This is a genomic window from Klebsiella ornithinolytica (genome assembly GCF_030505655.1).
Lineage (GTDB): Bacteria > Pseudomonadota > Gammaproteobacteria > Enterobacterales > Enterobacteriaceae > Klebsiella > Klebsiella ornithinolytica.
In genome coordinates this window covers 3,516,198-3,535,644 of the sequence record NZ_CP130153.1, presented here as the reverse complement: position 1 = coordinate 3,535,644, position 19,447 = coordinate 3,516,198, and the positions used below count along the sequence as shown (strand labels likewise).

Below are 19,447 nucleotides of genomic sequence, written 5' to 3'. Positions count from 1 at the left end.
TACATTCTCGGACAATTCGTCTTATCACTCAACGTGATAACGTTTAAATTCTCAGCAACCCTACATCAACTCTGGATACCTGTCTCCAGGATAAGTACGTAAAGTACAAATGTGGCAGTTAACTGCCTATTACCTGCGCCGCTAAGGTGAACAAAGCAGGGATTATGTTGTCGGATTGCCTGAATTACCATTAAAATAGATCGGATCGATTTAAGCACACAAAGGGGGAAGTGCTTACTTATATGAAACTTAAACCACAGATGATGAAAATGCGCTGGTTAAGCGCAGCCGTAATGTTGTCCCTGTGTACTTCATCTGCATGGGCGTTTAGCATTGATGACGTTGCAAAACAGGCCAAAGCGTTAGCCGGGAAAGGCTATGAAGCGCCGAAGAGCAACTTGCCCTCCGCTTTCCGCGACATGAAATACGCGGACTACCAGCAAATCCAGTTTAATCACGATAAGGCTTACTGGAACAATCAGAAAACCCCATTCAAACTTGAATTTTATCATCAGGGTATGTACTTCGACACGCCGGTCACCATTAACGAAGTGACGGCAAGCAGCGTGCGTAAGATTAAATATAATCCGGATTACTTTAATTTTGGCAGCGTCCAGCATGATAAAGATACGGTGAAAGACCTGGGCTTCGCCGGTTTCAAAGTACTGTACCCGATCAACAGCAAAGATAAGAACGACGAAATCGTCAGCATGCTCGGCGCCAGCTACTTCCGTGTTCTGGGTCAGGGCCAGGTGTACGGGCTTTCCGCGCGCGGCCTGGCTATCGATACCGCGCTGCCTTCCGGCGAAGAATTCCCTCGTTTTCGTGAGTTCTGGATTGAGCATCCAAAAGCCACGGACAAGCGTTTGACTATTTATGCACTGCTTGACTCCCCACGTGCGACCGGCGCCTACCGTTTTGTGATTATGCCGGGCCGCGATACCGTCGTTGATGTGCAGTCTAAAGTGTACCTGCGTGACAAAGTCGGCAAACTAGGCGTTGCACCGCTGACCAGCATGTTCCTGTTCGGGCCGAATCAACCCTCTCCGGCGACCAACTATCGTCCGGCGCTGCATGATTCTAACGGCCTGTCGATTCTTGCCGGTAACGGCGAGTGGATCTGGCGTCCGCTGAACAATCCGAAGCATCTGGCCGTCAGCAGCTATGCGATGGAAAATCCGCAGGGCTTCGGCCTGCTGCAGCGCGGCCGTCAGTTCTCGCGCTTTGAGGACCTCGACGACCGTTACGATCTGCGCCCGAGCGCCTGGATCACGCCGAAGGGCGACTGGGGTAAAGGGAAAATCGAACTGGTTGAAATCCCGACCAATGACGAAACCAACGATAACATCGTGACCTACTGGACGCCGGATCAGCTGCCGGAACCGGGTAAAGAGATGAACTTCAAATACTCGATTACCTTCAGCCGCGATGAAGACAAACTGCACGCGCCGGATAACGCCTATGTGATGCAGACCCGCCGTTCTACCGGGGATGTGAAGCAGTCGAACCTGATTCGTCAGCCGGATGGCACCATTGCCTTTATCGTTGACTTCACCGGCGCTGAAATGAAAAAAATGCCGTCAGATACGCCGGTAACGGCGCAGGCGAGCATCGGCGATAACGCAGAAATTGTTGAGAATACCGTGCGTTATAACCCGGTCACTAAGGGCTGGCGTATGGTTCTGCGTGTGAAGGTAAAAGATCCGAAGAAAACCACGGAAATGCGCGCTGCGCTGGTCAATGCTGATCAGACGCTGAGTGAAACCTGGAGCTATCAGCTGCCTGCCAATGAATAAGATAACGAAGTACATTGACGCGTTGCCGCTGTCTGAGGCTGAAAAAGCCGCGCTGCCTGATACAAGCCTGCAGGCCGTACATGAAGCGCTGGACGCCGATCATCATGCTTTTGTTCGTGAAGACGATTCCCCGCTGGGTTCCGTGAAATCACGACTGGAACATAGCTGGCCAGACTCCCTGGCCGGTAACCAGCTGATAAAAGATGATGAAGGGCGTACTCAGCTCAACGCAATGCCGAAAGCAAAACGCTCCTCAATGTTCCCGGACCCGTGGCGCACCAACCCGGTTGGGCGTTTCTGGGATCGGCTACGCGGACGTGATGTCACCCCGCGCTATCTTTCTCGCCTGACCAAAGAAGAGCAGGAGAGCGAGCAGAAGTGGCGTACCGTCGGGACCATCCGTCGTTACATCCTGCTGCTGCTGACGCTGGCGCAGACCGTTGTCGCAACCTGGTACATGAAAACCATCCTGCCGTATCAGGGATGGGCGCTCATCAATCCGGCTGACATGGTCGGGCAGAATCTGTGGATTTCCTTCATGCAGCTGCTGCCGTACATGCTGCAAACCGGGATCCTGATCCTTTTCGCGGTCCTTTTCTGTTGGGTTTCCGCCGGTTTCTGGACCGCGCTGATGGGCTTCCTGCAGCTGCTGATGGGGCGCGATAAGTACAGTATCTCCGCGTCAACCGTCGGCGATGAACCGCTGAACCCAGAACACCGTACGGCGCTGATCATGCCGATCTGCAACGAAGACGTCGATCGCGTATTCGCCGGCCTGCGTGCCACCTGGGAGTCGGTGAAGGCGACAGGGCAACAGCAGCACTTCGACGTGTATATCCTGAGTGACAGCTACAATCCGGATATTTGCGTTGCCGAGCAGAAAGCGTGGATGGAGCTGATTGCGGAAGTGCAGGGCGAGGGGCAGATTTTCTATCGCCGTCGTCGTCGTCGTGTGAAGCGTAAGAGCGGTAACATCGATGACTTCTGCCGTCGCTGGGGCAGCCAGTATAGCTATATGGTGGTACTGGATGCTGACTCGGTGATGACCGGTGAATGTCTGACCGGGCTGGTGCGTCTGATGGAGGCGAACCCGAATGCCGGGATCATTCAGTCCTCGCCGCGCGCTTCTGGTATGGACACCCTGTATGCCCGTTGCCAGCAGTTTGCGACCCGCGTTTACGGTCCGCTGTTCACCGCCGGCCTGCACTTCTGGCAGCTTGGTGAATCACACTACTGGGGCCATAACGCCATTATCCGCGTGAAGCCGTTTATCGAGCACTGCGCGCTGGCGCCGCTGCCGGGAGAAGGTTCATTTGCCGGGTCGATTCTGTCGCACGACTTCGTGGAAGCGGCGCTGATGCGTCGTGCCGGCTGGGGGGTGTGGATTGCCTACGATCTGCCGGGCTCTTATGAAGAACTGCCGCCGAACCTGCTGGATGAACTAAAGCGTGACCGCCGCTGGTGCCACGGTAACCTGATGAACTTCCGTCTGTTCCTGGTCAAAGGCATGCACCCGGTGCACCGGGCGGTGTTCCTGACCGGCGTCATGTCCTACCTGTCGGCGCCGCTGTGGTTCATGTTCCTCGCCCTGTCGACCGCGCTACAGGTCGTGCATGCGCTGACTGAGCCACAGTACTTCCTGCAGCCGCGGCAGCTGTTCCCGGTCTGGCCGCAGTGGCGCCCGGAGCTGGCGATTGCGCTGTTCGCCTCGACGATGGTGCTGCTGTTCCTGCCGAAATTATTGAGCATTATTCTGGTGTGGTGCAAAGGTTCAAAAGAGTACGGCGGCTTCATTCGCGTGACGCTCTCTTTGCTGCTGGAAGTGCTGTTCTCGGTACTGCTGGCGCCGGTGCGTATGCTGTTCCATACCGTGTTTGTGGTCAGTGCGTTCCTCGGTTGGGAAGTGGTATGGAATTCTCCGCAGCGTGATGATGACTCCACCCCGTGGGGTGAAGCCTTTATGCGCCACGGTTCGCAGCTGCTGCTGGGGCTGGTGTGGGCGGTCGGTATGGCGTGGCTGGATCTGCGTTTCCTGTTCTGGCTGGCGCCGATCGTCTTCTCGCTGATCCTGTCGCCGTTCGTGTCGGTGATTTCCAGTCGGGCCACCGTGGGCCTGCGTACCAAACGCTGGAAGCTGTTCCTGATCCCGGAAGAGTATTCCCCGCCGCAGGTGCTGAAGGATACCGATGCATATCTGACCCTGAACCGTCAGCGTTCCCTGGACGATGGGTTTATGCACGCCGTGTTTAACCCGTCCTTCAACGCGCTGGCGACGGCAATGGCGACGGCACGTCACCGCCATGGTCAAATTCTGGATATCGCCCGCGAACGTCATGTTGAACAGGCGCTGAACGAGACGCCCGACAAACTCAATCGCGACCGTCGTCTGGTGCTGTTGAGCGACCCGGTCACCTTGTCACGTTTGCACTATCGTGTGTGGGCCGCGCCGGAGAAATACTCTTCGTGGGTGAGCGCCTATCAGCAGGTGACGCTCAACCCGCTGGCGTTGAAAACGAAATAAGCGGTATGTGAAGGAAAATACCGGCAATATTGCCGGTATTTTTTTATCTGAGCATTGAGGTAGCAGATGAGAATTTTACTGGTTATTGCCATGGCGCTGCTGCTCAGCGGCTGCGGCAGTATTATTAGCCGCACGGTGCCGGGGCAGGGGCATGGGAATCAGTATTACCCCGGCGTGCAGTGGGATGTGCGTGATTCGTCATGGCGATACATCACCATTCTCGATCTGCCTTTTTCGCTGGTGTTCGATACGTTGCTGTTGCCGCTTGATGCCAGCCACGGTCCGTACAACTAATCAGCGTTCATCCCACTCATCGGCAGCGGTCTGACCCTCTTCGGTATCCAGAGAGGGTTCCAGCTGAAACTCTCCTTCGTCCCACTCATGCAGCGTATTCTCTTCCAGCCACTCCTGACGCAGCTCTATCTCGTCATAGTCGCCGTCAAAAACGCTCTGTGCCGCTTCGCCGCTTAACATCGGCAGGCATTCGCCTTCTTCATCTTCGTCGGCAAAAAATTCGGCCTGCCAGGCGATATCGCCATCCTGCAGAACGTACTTTTGGATATTCAGCTGCTCAACGTTGGCACTCTCCTCGTCGCTATCCGGATTATTGACCAGGAACTCTTCGCGGGCCGCATCGATAGCTTCTTCGAGCGTGGCATAGAAAATCGAATCCTTTGGCATAGATAACCCCCTAAGAAGAATGAAAAATGGACACGATTCAATCTATAGAAGGCGGTGAGCGTTGCGTCAAGGGGAAGGCGACGCTGTTGAACTTAATTTACCGAACGACCGCCCGAGTCCGCGTTCTGCGCGGGTTCATCACCGGAAGGACGTCGCAAGCTGAGGGTGGAATAGATAGCGTTGAACAGGACGACCGTCGCGGTGACAAAAAAGACCGCCCGGAAACCATAGCTGGCAGATACCGCTGCGCCGATCAATGGGCCGGTGACGTTGCCGATATCGCGAAATGACTGGTTATAGCTAAAAATGCGCCCGGCCACCTGGCTGGTTGAGTTGTACACCAGCAGCGTCTGGACGGCCGGCAGCAGCGCGCCGTCGGCGGCACCCAGCAGAAAGCGTAAAATAGCCAGCTGCAGCGGCGTCTGGACGAATGACATTGGAATCAGCAGCAGAACGGAGACCATCAGCGCGACGATAAGGATTTTTTCCGGCCCGATACGATCCCCGAGCTTACCGAGGCGCGGGGCGCTGATCAGCGCCGCGACGCCCGGAACGGAGGCTATCATCCCGCTGATAAAGGCGATATTCCCGACGTCTCCGGCCAGCTGACGAACGTAGAGGGTCAGGATAGGGGCGATTGAGCCGGTGGCGACCTGAATAATCATCGTGGTGACAAACAGACTCAAGACCAGCTTTGGGCTTTTCAGGGACGAAAAGACATCCCTTGCATTAAGCATCTCTTTCTTCGCGACCGGGACGAACTGCTCGCGAATGAAAAACAGCGTCAGGATAAAACAGACGAGCAGGACGCTGGCGGTCAGAAAGAAGACGGTGCGCAGTCCCCAATGGTCGGCAAGAAAGCCGCCCGCCAGCGGGCCAAGCAGCGCGCCGCTCACGGCGCCGGTAGATAGCGTACCCAGCGCCCAGCCGCTCTTCTGGCGCGGGATCTGGGTGGCGATCAGGGCATTCGCATTGGGAATAAAACCACCCAACAGCCCCAGCAAGGCCCGCAGTACCAGAAACTGCCAGATGTTTTGCGCCAGCCCCATCAACATCATGACGATAGCCATCCCCAGCGCGGAGCGCAGCAGCATAATTTTGCGCCCTTTGCGATCGGCCAGGCCGCCCCAGAAGGGAGAGGCAACGGCGGAGAACAAGAAGGTAATGCTGAATACCAGTCCTGACCACATATTCAGGGCACTGTGGCCCGTCACGCCAAGCTGCTCGACGTAGAGCGGGAGAAAGGGCATGACCAGGCTAAAAGCGGCACCGGTCAAAAAACAGCCGAGCCAGGTGACCGTGAGATTTCGTTTCCAGTTAATCGGACTATCTGCAGACGACATAGGCTTCCATTGGCCTGCGATGCAGGACAAAAAACAAAAGATGAGCCTGCTAATTATGCGCCTGAGTAACGATCATCGCAATGGAGGAGAGCGCTTAACGCTAAAGCGGAAAGTGCCTCCGGCAGCATCGGGCTGCCGGAGGAAGCACACTTAATAGCGTGAAGGTACGCCGGGCGGACGGGTCTTAAAGCGGCGGTGCAGCCACATATATTGCTCCGGCGCCATCAGGATGCATTTCTCGACGATGCGGTTCATCCAGGCCGCGGTCGTTTCCGCATCATCAAGCGGCGGATCGCATTCCGGCGGCAGAATAATCAGCTCATAACCTTTACCGTCGGGTTTACGCCGCGGAACGAACGGAACAATGCAGGCTTTCGACATCTTTGCCAGCATCCAGGTCCCCGACGTCGTTGCCGCCTGGTCGACGGCAAAGAGCGGCACGAATACGCTGGCGGTCGGGCCGTAGTCGTGGTCCGGCGCATACCAGATCACTTCGCCTTTTTTCAGCGCGCGAATCATCCCTTTCAGATCTTTACGGTCGATCATGTCTTTATTCGAGCGCAGCCGGCCCCAGGTTTGCAGCCAGTCAATGACCGGATTGTCATTTGGACGGTAGACGCCGATGCCGGGTTCGTTGATACCAAACATCCGCGCCCCCATTTCCAGCGTGAGGAAGTGAATGCCGATCAGCAGAATGCCGCGCTGTTGCGCCTGAACGTCCCGGATATGCTCAACGCCGATGGAGTCGGTCCAGCGCGCAATACGCCGGGTCGGCCAGAACCAGGCCATCCCGGTCTCCATTAACCCCATCCCCACCGATTCGAAGTTTTGCACCACCATCTGATGGCGCTCTTCTTCGCTTTTGTCCGGGAAGCACAGCTCCAGGTTACGGTAAGCGATTTTGGCGCGGCGTTTCATAAAGCGCATTGCCAGGCGGCCAATCGCATTGCCAAGGCGGTAAATCAACGGATAGGGAAGCTGAACAACCAGCCACAGCAGGCCAATACCTAGCCAAAGCAGCCAGTAACGCGGATGCAGCAGCGCCGCGGAAAATTTAGGTAAATGGGTCATCTCATACCTGTTTAAATAAGCAACTCATTCTATTATCGCATTTTTTCATGCTTCAGCCAAAACGGCTGTCCCAGGTGGCATTTATTGTTAAACGCGAACGAACGGGAGTGAAATGAATGTAGCGCAAAATGTGGGGATGTAAATTAACGTCGTTTGCTATATGATGCCGGCCGTTTATTTACCTCATTTCCTATGTCGAGCAGGTACACCATGCCAGTGTTACATAACCGCATTTCAAATGAGACGTTAAAAGCGCAGATGTTAGCTGAGAGCGAACCGCGTACAACGATCTCGTTTTATAAATATTTCACCATCGTGGATCCAAAAGCCACGCGCGATGCATTATGGATTGCCCTCACCAAATTAAACGTGTTTGGTCGTATCTATCTGGCCCACGAAGGGATCAATGCCCAAATCAGCGTGCCAGAAAGTCAGGTCGATGCGCTACGCGAGTTTCTCTACGCCTTCGACCCGGCGCTGGATGGCCTGCGGATGAACATCGCGCTGGACGACGACGGAAAATCCTTCTGGGTGCTACGCCTGAAAGTCCGCGATCGTATCGTGGCGGATGGGATCGATGATCCGACGTTTGATGCCTCAGACGTGGGTGATTATCTGAAAGCGGCGGAGGTGAATGCGATGCTGGACGATCCCGATGCGGTGTTTATCGATATGCGTAACCACTATGAATATGAAGTGGGCCATTTTGAGCAGGCGCTGGAAATCCCGGCGGACACGTTCCGCGATCAGCTGCCGAAAGCGGTCGAGATGATGCAGGAACATAAAGATAAAAAAATCGTTATGTACTGCACCGGCGGTATTCGTTGTGAAAAAGCCAGCGCCTGGATGAAGCACAACGGCTTCAGTAAGGTCTGGCACATTGAGGGCGGGATTATTGAATATGCCCGTCGTGCGCGCGAACAGGGGCTGCCGGTACGCTTTATCGGTAAGAACTTTGTCTTTGACGAGCGGATGGGGGAGCGGATTTCCGATGATGTGATTGCCCATTGCCATCAGTGCGGTACCCCGTGTGATAGCCATACGAACTGCCTGAATGACGGCTGCCATCTGCTGTTTATCCAGTGCCCGAGCTGCGCCGAGAAGTTCGCCGGCTGCTGTAGCGAGGCGTGCATGGAAGAGCATAAGCTGCCGGAAGAGGAGCAGCGTCAGCTGCGTGCCGGACGAGAAAACGGCAATAAGATCTTCAACAAATCTCGCGGCCGCCTGAACACGAAGCTGGGGATCCCGGACCCTGAGACCTCAGAAAAACCATAACCAGATAAGATCAACGATCGCCAGCAGCAGCCACAGTGCGAGATAAATCATAAAGTGCTCGCGGACGTTGTTGACCAGTAAATCGTACAGGCGACGCATAAACTCTCTCTGTGATGAACGGCCTCCTCTGAGGCCGTTTTTTATTGCTCAAATCAACACCGCGCACGGCGGCCATCTAACCCTGAAAGCGTGCCAGCGAGAAGGGGGTCAGGTCGAAGGCGGGGGTTTCCCCCTGGGCAAACTGCGTGGCAATTTCTCCCAGCACCGGGGCGAATTTGAAACCATGACCGCTTAACCCGCTAATCAGCAACGTTTCAGGATGGCCGGGGAGGGTGTCGATAATAAAGTCTTCATCCGCCGTATTATCGTAGGTACAGGAGGCGCCATGCAGGCAGCCGCCGATACCGGGCAGCACGTTACGCAGGAAGCTGAACGACTCAGAGCCGTCGGTGGCCACCGCGCCAAATGGCGTGCGTTCTTCCGGCGCGGAGATAAGTTGCCCGCCGTTGTGCTTGCCGATCTTCAGTTCATTGTCTTCCGCCGGGAAACCATAGAACTGGTCGCCGTTTGGCAGCTCACCGGTAAATGCCGGGAAGTGGTTTTTAGTGCTATAGCGTCCATCAGCCTGGAACCAGGCGAAGATTTTGCGTACGGGCTGGACTGGCAGGTCGGGCAGCAGACGCGTTACCCATGTACCGGCGCTGACCAGCAGTTTCTTGCCGCTGTAGCTGCCATCGGCGGTGTCGATTGTCACGCCATCCGGGTGATGGTGTATGGCGGTAACCGGGCAATTAAACAGCTGAGCGCAGCCCGCCTCACGCGCGAGACGTATCCAGGTTTCGATGGCCAGCTCGCTACGTAAAACCCCGGATGCCGGTTCGAATATGCCACGATAATCATCCGGTACGCGAATCTCAGGCCAGCGGGCCATGATAGCCGGGGCATCCATCTCTTCGACGTTCAGTTGGAACTGGCGGGCGCTGTTCGCAACGTTGCTGAGAAACGTCGAGTTTGCCGGGCCGAGGTTAATCACCCCGGTGCGTTCGAAGACCGCCTCGCCGCTGAGGGTTGCAAGCTCATCCCACAGCGCCTGCGCACGCAGCACCAGCGGGACATATCTCTCTCCTTCACCGTAGGCGTGACGGATAAGACGCGTATTACCGTGATGGCTGCCCTCCTGATGCGGAGGCGTGTGCGCGTCGGTCATCAGCACGTTAAGTCCAGCCCGGCGGGCATAATAGCCGGCAGCGGCGCCAGTGGAGCCGCTGCCGATAATGATGAGGTCGTATTGCATGTTCTGTTCCGGTTTTTTGCTTTATTAGCAGGGTAATTAACAACCTGCACATATACAAGCCCGAAAATAAATCAGGCACCCGCAGGTGCCTGTTTAGTTAGCATATATCGATCGCGGCATAATCATTAATGCCTGCGGTACTCGTTTGCCTGGTATTCACCTGATTCTATCTTCGCAATACCTGCTTCCAGGATAGAAATAAATTGACGTGCGACTTCCGTCGTTAGCCAGAGCGTCTGGCCAATTTCAGCTTCGTTACTGCTTTCTTGAGTGGGGTTTTGGTAGTGCAGGCGCAACATCATTGCATCGTAGCTATCAACGGTGCTGATGTCCCATCCGACGAGGGGATGGGTCTGGATGACTTCATTATTCTTTTCCATCATAACCCCTTATTCATATGTTAAAAGACAACAATTCTCGAGGTTTAATGCATATTTTTTGAAGCAAGTTAATTATATCAGCTGTTAAGAATAAACTCGAGAAATTAAATCAAACAGGGCGAGCTTTCATCTGTTTGGTGCTTTTTTGCGCAAATTTAGTGCCGTGCATCGTTATTTTTAAAGGAAATAATCAGGAGGAAAAAGAAAAGTCTGAGATTGCAACGGGGATAAAAAAGCCGGGGCGACCCGGCAAAAAAAGCACAATGAGGGAGCAAATTGAATTTGCTGTGCCTGACGCGATGTTCCGGCAGCTTTTGCTTCAGACTGGCCTGCTCTGTTTGTTCAGAGCCCGTGCCATTCTGCTGCGGCATGCTGCCAGAGAGGCGTCAGGATGCGTCATGGACAAACCAGTCATCAGCGCTTTCCCAGGTTTCTTGCAGGATTTCGCTTATCCGGTCTTTATCTTCTTTCAGGCCGCCAATGACGGACAAATTGTTATTGGCGGCAAAGCGTACGGTTACCTGGCTTGGAAGAGCCGGGAACTGCTGTTCAATGCGTCGGGAGAGTTCATTATTTAGCGCTTCTAAGGCGCCGTGCGGTAAGGCTGTAGATTTGGCGATAGACACTTCGATGCGCATGATTGCCCCCTGTGTAATATACTGGTTATTTATACAGTATTCAGTTTGCGTTTACAACAAGGGGCAGCGCTTTTATTTTTTCATCGTCCAGCGCAGGGTTTCACCGGCAAGGAAAGGCACCAGGGTGTCGTCCGGCAGGGCGATGCTTTCAACGACGGTGCTCTCTTCGCGCACCAGCTCAACAAAGGTATCATTCACCGGCAGGCCGTAGAAGCGCGGGCCGTTGAGTGAACAAAACGCTTCGAAGTGCTGCAGGGCATTCATCTCTTCAAATATCGTCGCATAGCTGCCCAGCGCGGTCGGCGCGTTAAAGCAACCGGCGCATCCGCAGCTGGCCTCTTTACGATGGCGGGCGTGCGGAGCGGAGTCGGTTCCCAGAAACGCGCGGCTAAAGCCGCTGGCAACCAGCTCACGCAGCGCCTGCTGGTGGATATTGCGCTTCAGAATCGGCAGACAGTAAAGATGGGGACGCACGCCGCCAACCAGCATGTGATTACGGTTAAACATCAGATGCTGAGGCGTAATGGTCGCGGCCAGCAGTTCGTTACCGTCGCGAACGTATTCGGCGGCATCTTTGGTGGTGATATGTTCGAACACCACTTTCAGGCCCGGTAAACGCTGACGCAGCGGCTCCATTACCGTTTCGATAAAGCGCGCTTCGCGATCGAAGATGTCAATCTCGGCGTGGGTGACTTCACCGTGAACCAGCAGCGGCATGCCCAGCTTTTCCATGCGCTCCAGCACCGGCATGATGGCATCGATGCTGGTGACGCCGTGGCTGGAGTTGGTGGTGGCATTGGCCGGATAGAGTTTGGCTGCGGTGAATACGCCAGCGTGGAATCCACGCTCCAGCTCCGCCGGGTCGAGCGTATCGGTCAGGTAGCAGGTCATCAACGGCGTAAAGTCGTGCCCGGCGGGAACGGCGTCAAGGATACGCTGGCGATAGGCTATCGCAGCTTCAACGGTGGTGACAGGCGGCACCAGATTCGGCATCACGATCGCCCGGCCATAAAATTCACTGGTGTAAGGCACGACGGTCTTCAGCATATCGTCATCGCGGAGATGGATATGCCAGTCGTCAGGGCGGCGGATTTTCAATACCTGGGATTGTGCTGTCATGGAAAGCTCCGGCTAATAGGGTCAGTCATCAGGGCTGTTTTTGCCGGGCACTAAGGATAAGCGTAAACGTTTTCCTTTGCATCAATTTCCGTAAAAAAACGGGCGCGGCAGCGCCCGTCGTATTAATTGGTGAACGGGATGATAATTTCGCCCGGTTTCACCTCGATGCCTTTTGCGTATTTTTTCGCCAGCGCTTCGCCGGTGCTGGCATCTTCGCGCAGAACGTAGGCCGGCTGCTGGTTAAAATAGCTACGCAGAGACTGATTCAGATAGGGAATCAGGGTCTGTACGACGGACTGCAGTTTCTCAGGCGACACTTTCGCATCAACCACTTCCATCTCCTGCAGGAAGATCGCGCCTTTCTCTTTATTAAAGACCGGCAGCGCCTTGAGCTTCAGGTCGATGGTGGCTTTCTGATTGCCGAATAACGAGTTCAGATCCAGGTTGGCAATGCCGCTCAGCGTCACTTTATTCGGCTCTTCACGGCCAATCGCACTGGTCAGATCGTGTAACTCAATATGGGCATCCGCCACGCCCGGCAGGCCGATATCTTTGGCGAAATGGTTACGTTTCTGTAGCGCCTGGTTAATTTCCTGCTCGCTAACTGAATACTGTGTGAGCTGGTTACAGCCGCTCAGAAGGCCGCTGACAATGAGCGCGGCCACGATAAACATCTTTTTCATTAGATTCCTTAACGGTCATGCCAGGACTTATCCTGACATAAAGCAGTATGGCCTGCCAGCATTCGACGCACTAGCGGAAAATGCTGAAAACAGGCCTTACCTTAAATCTCTGGTCAGGTACGTGGCTCCAGCATGCCGGACGTCGACCGCTTCTGGCTGAACTGCCACCACAGAGCAATGAAGGTAAACAGGCCGATAACACCCAGCATCAGCCACGGCAGTTCGGGCTGATTCAGCGCTTTACCCGCATCGAACAACCATCCGCCGCCGGCGTAGCCAAATGCGCCGCCAAAGGCCAGCCCCAGCCGACTGAAGCCCATATAGCTGCCGCGCGCCCGGGCATCGGCTAAAGAGGCTCCCAGGGTTTCCCGCGCCGGTTCCGCAACGATCGATCCAATATAGAAGATACAAATCAGGGTAAACAGCTGCTGTAAATTGCTGGTCAAGCCAATAGGCAACATGGCGAGGGTCATCACCAGTAACCCGGCCATCAGCCGATGCTCCAGGCGAAATCGCTGTTCGCTCCAGCGGGCAATGGGATAGAGCAGGGTTAACGATATAGCGGCTTCAATGGCATACATCCATTTTACCGCGGTCGGTGAACCGGCGATGTCGTTAACCATAATGGGCAGCATGAGCATCACCTGGACGGCCAGCATATAGTAGCCGGTGAGCGTCAGAACGTAGGTGACAAAGCGCTTGTCGCGCAGCACCCGGCCCAGGCCTTCCCGCACCGGTGTTTTCACGGTGGAAAGCTTCCACGCCGGGAGATACCAGGCGTTGAACGCGGCGCAGGCGACAAACAACGCCGCGCCCACGCTGCAGACCAGGCGGAAGTCGTATTGCAGCAGCCAGCTGCCGAGCAGGGCGCCAATCACCGCCCCGGCGCTGTCCTGCATCATCAGAATCGAAAAGAATCGCCCGCGCTGATGCGGACGCACCAGCTTGACCACCAGCGCGGCGCGCGGCGGATCGAACAGGGTGCCGCCGAGCCCGGAGAGAATGCAGGAGAGCCACAGAACCCACGGTTCATGGGCCACGGCCATCGCCGCGAAACCGCCCGCGCGCATGAGCATGCCGGTGACGATCATCGGCTTGGCGCCAAAGCGATCGGCGACCGCGCCGCCAAAAATGCCTAATCCTTGCTGTACCAGCTGGCGCAGGCCGAGCGCAATCCCGACCATCAGCGCCGCCCAGCCCATCTGGTCAACAAAGCGAATAGAAATTAGCGGGAAGACGACAAAAAAGCCCAGAACCACCAGCATGTTGTCGACCAACAGGAAATATTTACCCAGGCTCCTTGCCTGCGATACGCGGGACATTTCCCCTCCAGGGAAAATAAAGAGTTACCCGGATAGTGTGCGGGGAAGATGCTGACTTTCCCAGCATCATTGCGACAATATTTTTTTATCAAAAAGCAAGAACGATAGAGTCTATTCATCGAAAAAGGGAGATGGTGCAGAAAATGGTATGTTGCTGTTTTCACACAACCGTTCAGGACAGGTATAGTGAAAGGAGCAGGGTAATCAGTCAGGGGAACAGGAGAAGGGAATGTTTGGCTATCGCAGTAACGTACCTAAGGTGCGTTTGACGACGGACAGGCTGGTGGTGCGGCTGGTATACGATCGTGACGCCTGGCGTCTGGCCGATTATTACGCGGAGAATAAAGGGTTCTTAAAACCCTGGGAGCCAGTGCGCGATGACAGCCACTGCTACCCCTCTGGCTGGCAGGCGCGTTTATCGATGATTTCCGAGTTTCATAAACAGGGCTCGGCATTCTATTTTGCGCTGCTCGATCCGGAAGAGAAAGAGATTATCGGCGTGGCAAATTTTTCCAATGTGGTTCGCGGGTCGTTTCATGCCTGCTACCTCGGCTATTCCATTGGCGAGAAGTGGCAAGGCCAGGGGCTGATGTTTGAGGCCCTGACCGCGGCGATTCGCTATATGCAGCGCACGCAGCATATCCATCGCATCATGGCCAACTACATGCCGCATAATCAACGTAGCGGCGATTTACTGGCTCGTCTTGGCTTTGAAAAAGAGGGGTACGCCAAAAATTATCTGCTGATTGACGGGCAGTGGCGTGACCATGTACTGACGGCGTTGACGACACCGGACTGGACTCCGGGTCGCTGAGGAGAGAGCATGAAATATCAGTTAACCGCACACGAAGCGCGCGTCATCGGGTGTCTGCTGGAAAAACAAGTAACCACGCCTGAGCAGTATCCGCTGTCGGTCAATGCGGTGGTGACCGCCTGCAATCAGAAAACCAATCGTGAGCCGGTGATGTCGCTGAGCGAAAGTGATATTCAGGATCTGCTGGATGCCCTGGTCAAACGCCATTACCTGCGTACGGTCAGCGGTTTCGGCAATCGGGTGACCAAATATGAACAGCGCTTTTGTAATTCCGAGTTTGGCGATCTGAAACTGTCTCCGGCGGAAGTGGCGATCGTGACGACGCTGCTGCTGCGCGGCGCGCAGACGCCGGGCGAGTTGCGCAGCCGAGCGCAGCGAATGTATGACTTTAGCGATATGGCGGAAGTGGAGAGCGTGCTGGAAACGCTGGCAACCCGGGATGACGGACCTTTCGTCGCTCGTCTACCGCGCGAGCCAGGGAAACGAGAATCCCGCTATATGCATCTGTTCTGCGATGATATGGACTCGCTTATTACCGCCGTCGAGGCCGTCTCGCCGCCGGCCGATGATCTTCTCGCGCGGGTTGAGGCGCTGGAAGGCGAAGTCGCGGAACTGAAAGAGCGGCTGGCCTCGCTGCTGGCTCACCTGGGAGATTAATCGTGACCGCGAAATTACGCATTGGCGTGGTGGGGTTAGGGGGCATCGCGCAGAAGGCCTGGCTGCCGGTGCTGGGCGCCGCAGACGGTTGGACGCTGCAGGCGGCCTGGTCGCCGGGTAAAGAGAAAGCGCTACGCATCTGCGACGCCTGGCGCATTCCTTATGCCGACTCGCTGGAGCAGTTGGCGGCGCAGTGTGACGCGGTCTTTGTGCATACTTCAACGGCTTCGCATTTTGAGGTGGTGAGCCGCCTGTTGCATGCCGGGGTGCATGTGTGCGTGGATAAACCGCTGGCCGATAAGCTGAATGAGGCAGAGTCGCTGGTCGAACTGGCGGCGCGCCGCAAGCTCACGCTGATGGTCGGTTTTAACCGTCGCTTTGCGCCGCTGTATCGTGAACTCAAAACGCAGATGGGCGGCGCCGCATCGCTGCGCATGGATAAACATCGCAGCGACAGCATCGGCCACGATCTGCGTTTTACGTTGCTGGATGATTATCTGCATGTGGTGGATACCGCGCTGTGGCTGGCGGGCGGTACCGCGCGCCTGAGCGGCGGCTCGCTGCACACCACGGCTCAGGGCGAAATGCTCTACGCCGAACACCACTTCAGCACGCCTCAACTGGAGGTCACCACCAGCATGCACCGGCGTGCCGGTAGTCAGCGGGAGTGGGTGCAGGCGGTGACTGACGGCGGACTGTACGCCGTCTGTGATATGCGTGAATGGCAGGAAGAGCGCGGTCAGGGGGTGATTATGCGCCCGGTTCCGGGCTGGCAAACCACGCTCGAGCAACGGGGTTTTGCCGGCTGCGCTCGCCACTTCATCGAATGCGTGCAAAATCAGACGGTTCCGGAAACTGCGGGTGAACAGGCGCTGCTGGCGCAACGGGTGGTCGAAAAACTCTGGCGCGAGGCAATGAGTGAATAATTGGTTGTAACATCTGGGAGTAGTAATTCATGACGAACCCGGTAGACTATCGCCACTTTCCAGCGCCCGCAATCGCGGGCGTTTTACTTCAGGGTTGTGGAATAACACGTTAATGAACCTTTTAAAATCACTGGCAGCAGTCAGTTCGATGACCATGTTTTCACGCGTTTTGGGGTTTGCGCGTGATGCTATCGTCGCCCGAATTTTTGGCGCAGGGATGGCGACGGATGCCTTTTTCGTCGCGTTTAAATTACCGAATTTGCTGCGCCGTATCTTCGCTGAAGGGGCGTTCTCTCAGGCATTTGTTCCCATTCTTGCCGAATATAAAAGCAAGCAGGGCGAAGATGCGACCCGCGTGTTTGTGGCCTATGTCTCTGGCCTGCTGACGCTGGTTCTGGCGGTCGTTACCGTTCTTGGAATGCTGGCGGCACCCTGGGTGATTACCGTGACCGCGCCCGGTTTTGCCGACAGCCCGGATAAATTTACCCTGACCACCCAGCTGCTGCGCATCACCTTTCCTTATATTCTGCTGATTTCACTGGCGTCGCTAGCCGGGGCGATTCTCAACACCTGGAACCGTTTTTCCGTTCCCGCTTTCGCTCCGACGTTCCTCAACGTCAGTATGATTGGTTTTGCTCTGTTTGCCGCACCCTATTTCCATCCGCCTATGCTGGCGATGGCGTGGGCGGTCACCGTCGGCGGCGTGCTGCAGCTGGCCTATCAACTGCCGCATCTGAAAAAGATTGGCATGCTGGTTCTGCCGCGCATTAACCTGAAAGATGCCGGCGCAATGCGGGTGGTCAAACAGATGGGGCCGGCGATCCTCGGCGTCTCCGTCAGCCAGATTTCATTGATTATCAACACCATCTTTGCCTCGTTCCTGGTATCCGGTTCGGTGTCGTGGATGTATTACGCGGATCGCCTGATGGAGTTTCCGTCCGGGGTCCTTGGCGTGGCGCTGGGGACTATCCTGCTGCCATCGCTGTCAAAAAGCTTTGCCAGCGGTAATCATGATGAGTACTGCCGCCTGATGGACTGGGGGCTGCGCCTGTGCTTTCTGCTGGCATTGCCAAGCGCCGTGGCGCTGGGGATCCTGGCGAAGCCGCTCACCGTGGCGCTGTTCCAGTACGGGAAATTCAGCGCGTTTGATGCGGCGATGACCCAACGCGCGCTGGTGGCTTACTCCGTCGGACTGATGGGACTGATTGTCGTTAAGGTACTGGCGCCGGGCTTTTATTCACGGCAGGACATTAAAACCCCGGTAAAAATCGCGATCGTTACGCTGATTATGACCCAGGTGATGAACCTGATCTTTATTGGCCCGCTGAAGCATGCCGGGCTGTCGCTCTCTATCGGCCTGGCGGCCTGTCTTAACGCCGGTCTGTTGTACTGGCAGCTGCGTAAGCAAAAGATCTTTACTCCGCAGCCGGGATGGTTCTCCTTCCTGCTGCGCCTGGTGGTTGCGGTGCTGGTGATGTCGGCGGCGCTGCTGGGTATGATGTATATCATGCCGGAGTGGTCGCAGGGCTCCATGCCGTTCCGTCTGCTGCGCCTGATGGCGGTTGTGGCGGCGGGCGTAGTGGCGTATTTTGCCACCTTAATGGCGCTGGGCTTCCGGGTAAAAGAGTTTGCCCGACGTACGGCCTGAGGTCATTCGCCGGATTGAAAAAGACCCGTTCCGCATGGCGGAGCGGGTCTTTTTTTATCGGACTGCGCGCGCTACGGATGCCAGACGGGCGCTTTCCCGCAGACGAATCGCGAGCGCAATCGCGCCGGTGACCACGGCCAGAACAACAACACCGTTCCAGCCGGCGACCACGTATAGCCGACTGCCGAGTACTGAACCGAGCGCCATCCCAATAAACACGCCGGTGAACAGCAGGGCGTTCAGGCGACCGCGAGCCTGCGGCTCGAGGCTATAAACCAGATTCTGGTGCGCGACCAGGCTGGACTGTAGACCGAGATCGAAGCCGATGGCCGAAAGACCGATTAGCAGCAGCTGACCATGTGGCGGCAGGACCGGCATCAGGAACATCAGGGCAAAAGAGAGGGTCACCAGGCCTGCACCCAGTTGAGTGACTCTTCCCGCGCCATATTTATCGGCCAGGCCACCCGCCAGCGGGGCGGCAAGGGCTCCGGCCGCTCCGGCGATGCCGAATCCCCCGGCCACGGCGCTGCCCATCTGATAATGTGCGAGCAGCATCACCGCCAGCGTTGACCAGAAGGCGCTGAAGGCTATGGATAAAAAGCCCTGAGCCATTGCCGCGCGTCGCAGCGCAGGATAGCGTTGCCACAGATGCGCCATGGATTTCATCAGCTGCGGATAGCTTAGCGTGGAGTGAATCGCAAAGCGGGGAAGAATACGCCACATCAGCAGACCGATGAGAGCGATACTCACGGCTGCCGCCTGATACATCACCCGCCAACCGAACAGCGCCCCGACCAGGCCGCTGACGGTCCGCGAGAGCAGAATCCCCAGCAGCAGGCCGGTCATCACCGTCCCGACCATTTTTCCCTGCTTACCGGCCGGGGCCAGAATCGCTGCTGCCGGAACAATATCCTGCGCCATCGTCGCGGCCATCCCGATCAGTAAGCTGACCACCAGCAGTGAAGTGAGCTGGTCCGTCAGGCTACACAGCAGTAGCAGGACCGCCAGCGCCGCGCTTTTCAGCAGAATCAGCGTCCGCCGGTCGTGGCGATCGCCGAGCGGCAGCAGAAACAGAATGCCCAGCGCGTAGCCCGCCTGGGTCAGGGTCGGGACGAGACCCATCCCTTCAACGCTCAGGCGCAGGTTGGCACCCATCAGCGGGAGCAGGGGCTGGGCGTAATAAATAGAGGCAACGCTAAAACCAGCGCCAAGAGCGAGTATAAAAATGATCCAGCCTGCCTCGCGGGAGGATAGTGGAGTCGGGGTCATGATGAAGTCC

Annotated in this window: 19 protein-coding genes; 8 read left to right on the top strand and 11 right to left on the bottom strand. The window is 56.2% G+C overall.

Features of this window, described 5'->3' with window-relative positions:
* The first annotated feature begins 242 nt into the window (after positions 1 to 242).
* The 3 genes from mdoG (at position 243) to Q1L34_RS16925 (ending at position 4,611) form a co-directional block, all read left to right on the top strand.
* Positions 243 to 1,796 carry a glucans biosynthesis protein MdoG gene (gene mdoG, locus Q1L34_RS16935; protein WP_004860475.1) on the top strand — a complete coding sequence of 518 codons (1,554 nt, stop codon included), beginning with the start codon at positions 243 to 245 and terminating at the stop codon, positions 1,794 to 1,796.
* Positions 1,789 to 4,317, top strand: a complete 2,529-nt coding sequence (gene mdoH / locus Q1L34_RS16930) for a glucans biosynthesis glucosyltransferase MdoH (RefSeq protein ID WP_004860477.1) — start codon at positions 1,789 to 1,791, stop codon at positions 4,315 to 4,317. Before mdoG ends, mdoH begins: the two co-directional genes overlap by 8 nt.
* A 66-nt stretch (positions 4,318 to 4,383) precedes the next feature.
* A complete protein-coding gene (locus Q1L34_RS16925; protein WP_004860481.1) occupies positions 4,384 to 4,611 on the top strand; it encodes a YceK/YidQ family lipoprotein in 228 nt (75 codons plus the stop codon).
* Here Q1L34_RS16925 and Q1L34_RS16920 read toward each other — a convergent pair whose 3' ends face one another.
* The 3 genes from Q1L34_RS16920 to Q1L34_RS16910 form a co-directional block, all read right to left on the bottom strand.
* On the bottom strand, positions 4,612 to 4,998 hold the full coding sequence (locus tag Q1L34_RS16920) for a MysB family protein (RefSeq protein ID WP_004860482.1): 387 nt from the start codon (positions 4,996 to 4,998) through the stop codon (positions 4,612 to 4,614).
* Between the two features lie 92 nt (positions 4,999 to 5,090).
* Positions 5,091 to 6,341, bottom strand: a complete 1,251-nt coding sequence (gene mdtG / locus Q1L34_RS16915; protein ID WP_004860484.1) for a multidrug efflux MFS transporter MdtG — start codon at positions 6,339 to 6,341, stop codon at positions 5,091 to 5,093.
* 150 nt (positions 6,342 to 6,491) lie between these two features.
* Positions 6,492 to 7,412, bottom strand: a complete 921-nt coding sequence (locus Q1L34_RS16910; RefSeq protein WP_004860485.1) for a Kdo(2)-lipid IV(A) acyltransferase — start codon at positions 7,410 to 7,412, stop codon at positions 6,492 to 6,494.
* A gap of 210 nt (positions 7,413 to 7,622) precedes the next feature.
* Between Q1L34_RS16910 and trhO the strand changes: the two genes are divergently transcribed.
* Positions 7,623 to 8,687 (top strand): oxygen-dependent tRNA uridine(34) hydroxylase TrhO, encoded by a 1,065-nt coding sequence (gene trhO / locus Q1L34_RS16905; protein WP_004860488.1) that lies wholly within the window; start codon positions 7,623 to 7,625, stop codon positions 8,685 to 8,687.
* Here the strand turns inward: trhO and Q1L34_RS16900 are convergent.
* The 7 genes from Q1L34_RS16900 to mdtH form a co-directional block, all read right to left on the bottom strand.
* On the bottom strand, positions 8,673 to 8,786 hold the full coding sequence (locus Q1L34_RS16900; RefSeq protein ID WP_004860490.1) for a YceO family protein: 114 nt from the start codon (positions 8,784 to 8,786) through the stop codon (positions 8,673 to 8,675). The two genes, trhO and Q1L34_RS16900, sit on opposite strands and share 15 nt — an antisense overlap.
* Before the next feature lie 76 nt (positions 8,787 to 8,862).
* On the bottom strand, positions 8,863 to 9,981 hold the full coding sequence (gene solA, locus Q1L34_RS16895; protein ID WP_015584656.1) for an N-methyl-L-tryptophan oxidase: 1,119 nt from the start codon (positions 9,979 to 9,981) through the stop codon (positions 8,863 to 8,865).
* 125 nt (positions 9,982 to 10,106) lie between these two features.
* Entirely contained in the window at positions 10,107 to 10,361 is a 255-nt protein-coding gene (gene bssS / locus Q1L34_RS16890) for a biofilm formation regulator BssS (protein WP_004860493.1), read from the bottom strand.
* A 386-nt stretch (positions 10,362 to 10,747) separates the two neighbouring features.
* Complete coding sequence (gene dinI / locus Q1L34_RS16885) at positions 10,748 to 10,999, bottom strand: DNA damage-inducible protein I (protein ID WP_004860494.1); 252 nt, start codon at positions 10,997 to 10,999, stop codon at positions 10,748 to 10,750.
* 72 nt (positions 11,000 to 11,071) lie between these two features.
* Positions 11,072 to 12,118 (bottom strand): dihydroorotase, encoded by a 1,047-nt coding sequence (pyrC, locus tag Q1L34_RS16880; protein WP_237184098.1) that lies wholly within the window; start codon positions 12,116 to 12,118, stop codon positions 11,072 to 11,074.
* A gap of 122 nt (positions 12,119 to 12,240) precedes the next feature.
* Positions 12,241 to 12,801, bottom strand: coding sequence for a lipoprotein (locus Q1L34_RS16875; protein ID WP_004860496.1), 561 nt, complete (start codon positions 12,799 to 12,801; stop codon positions 12,241 to 12,243).
* A gap of 113 nt (positions 12,802 to 12,914) precedes the next feature.
* Positions 12,915 to 14,123: a multidrug efflux MFS transporter MdtH gene (gene mdtH, locus Q1L34_RS16870; protein WP_004860497.1), complete on the bottom strand. Its 1,209-nt coding sequence runs from the start codon at positions 14,121 to 14,123 to the stop codon at positions 12,915 to 12,917.
* Positions 14,124 to 14,352: 229 nt separating this feature from the next.
* On the opposite strand from mdtH, the gene rimJ reads away from it, so the two are divergent.
* The 4 genes from rimJ to murJ all read left to right on the top strand — a co-directional run bounded on the left by rimJ (position 14,353) and on the right by murJ (position 18,168).
* Complete coding sequence (rimJ, locus tag Q1L34_RS16865; RefSeq protein ID WP_004860498.1) at positions 14,353 to 14,937, top strand: ribosomal protein S5-alanine N-acetyltransferase; 585 nt, start codon at positions 14,353 to 14,355, stop codon at positions 14,935 to 14,937.
* A 9-nt stretch (positions 14,938 to 14,946) separates the two neighbouring features.
* On the top strand, positions 14,947 to 15,594 hold the full coding sequence (locus Q1L34_RS16860) for a YceH family protein (protein ID WP_004860499.1): 648 nt from the start codon (positions 14,947 to 14,949) through the stop codon (positions 15,592 to 15,594).
* Between the two features lie 2 nt (positions 15,595 to 15,596).
* Positions 15,597 to 16,520: a Gfo/Idh/MocA family protein gene (locus Q1L34_RS16855; protein WP_065906312.1), complete on the top strand. Its 924-nt coding sequence runs from the start codon at positions 15,597 to 15,599 to the stop codon at positions 16,518 to 16,520.
* Positions 16,521 to 16,632: 112 nt separating this feature from the next.
* Complete coding sequence (gene murJ / locus Q1L34_RS16850; protein WP_015584653.1) at positions 16,633 to 18,168, top strand: murein biosynthesis integral membrane protein MurJ; 1,536 nt, start codon at positions 16,633 to 16,635, stop codon at positions 18,166 to 18,168.
* A gap of 54 nt (positions 18,169 to 18,222) precedes the next feature.
* Here the strand turns inward: murJ and Q1L34_RS16845 are convergent, their stop codons facing one another.
* Positions 18,223 to 19,437, bottom strand: coding sequence for an MFS transporter (locus tag Q1L34_RS16845; protein ID WP_142631703.1), 1,215 nt, complete (start codon positions 19,435 to 19,437; stop codon positions 18,223 to 18,225).
* Positions 19,438 to 19,447 lie beyond the last annotated feature (10 nt).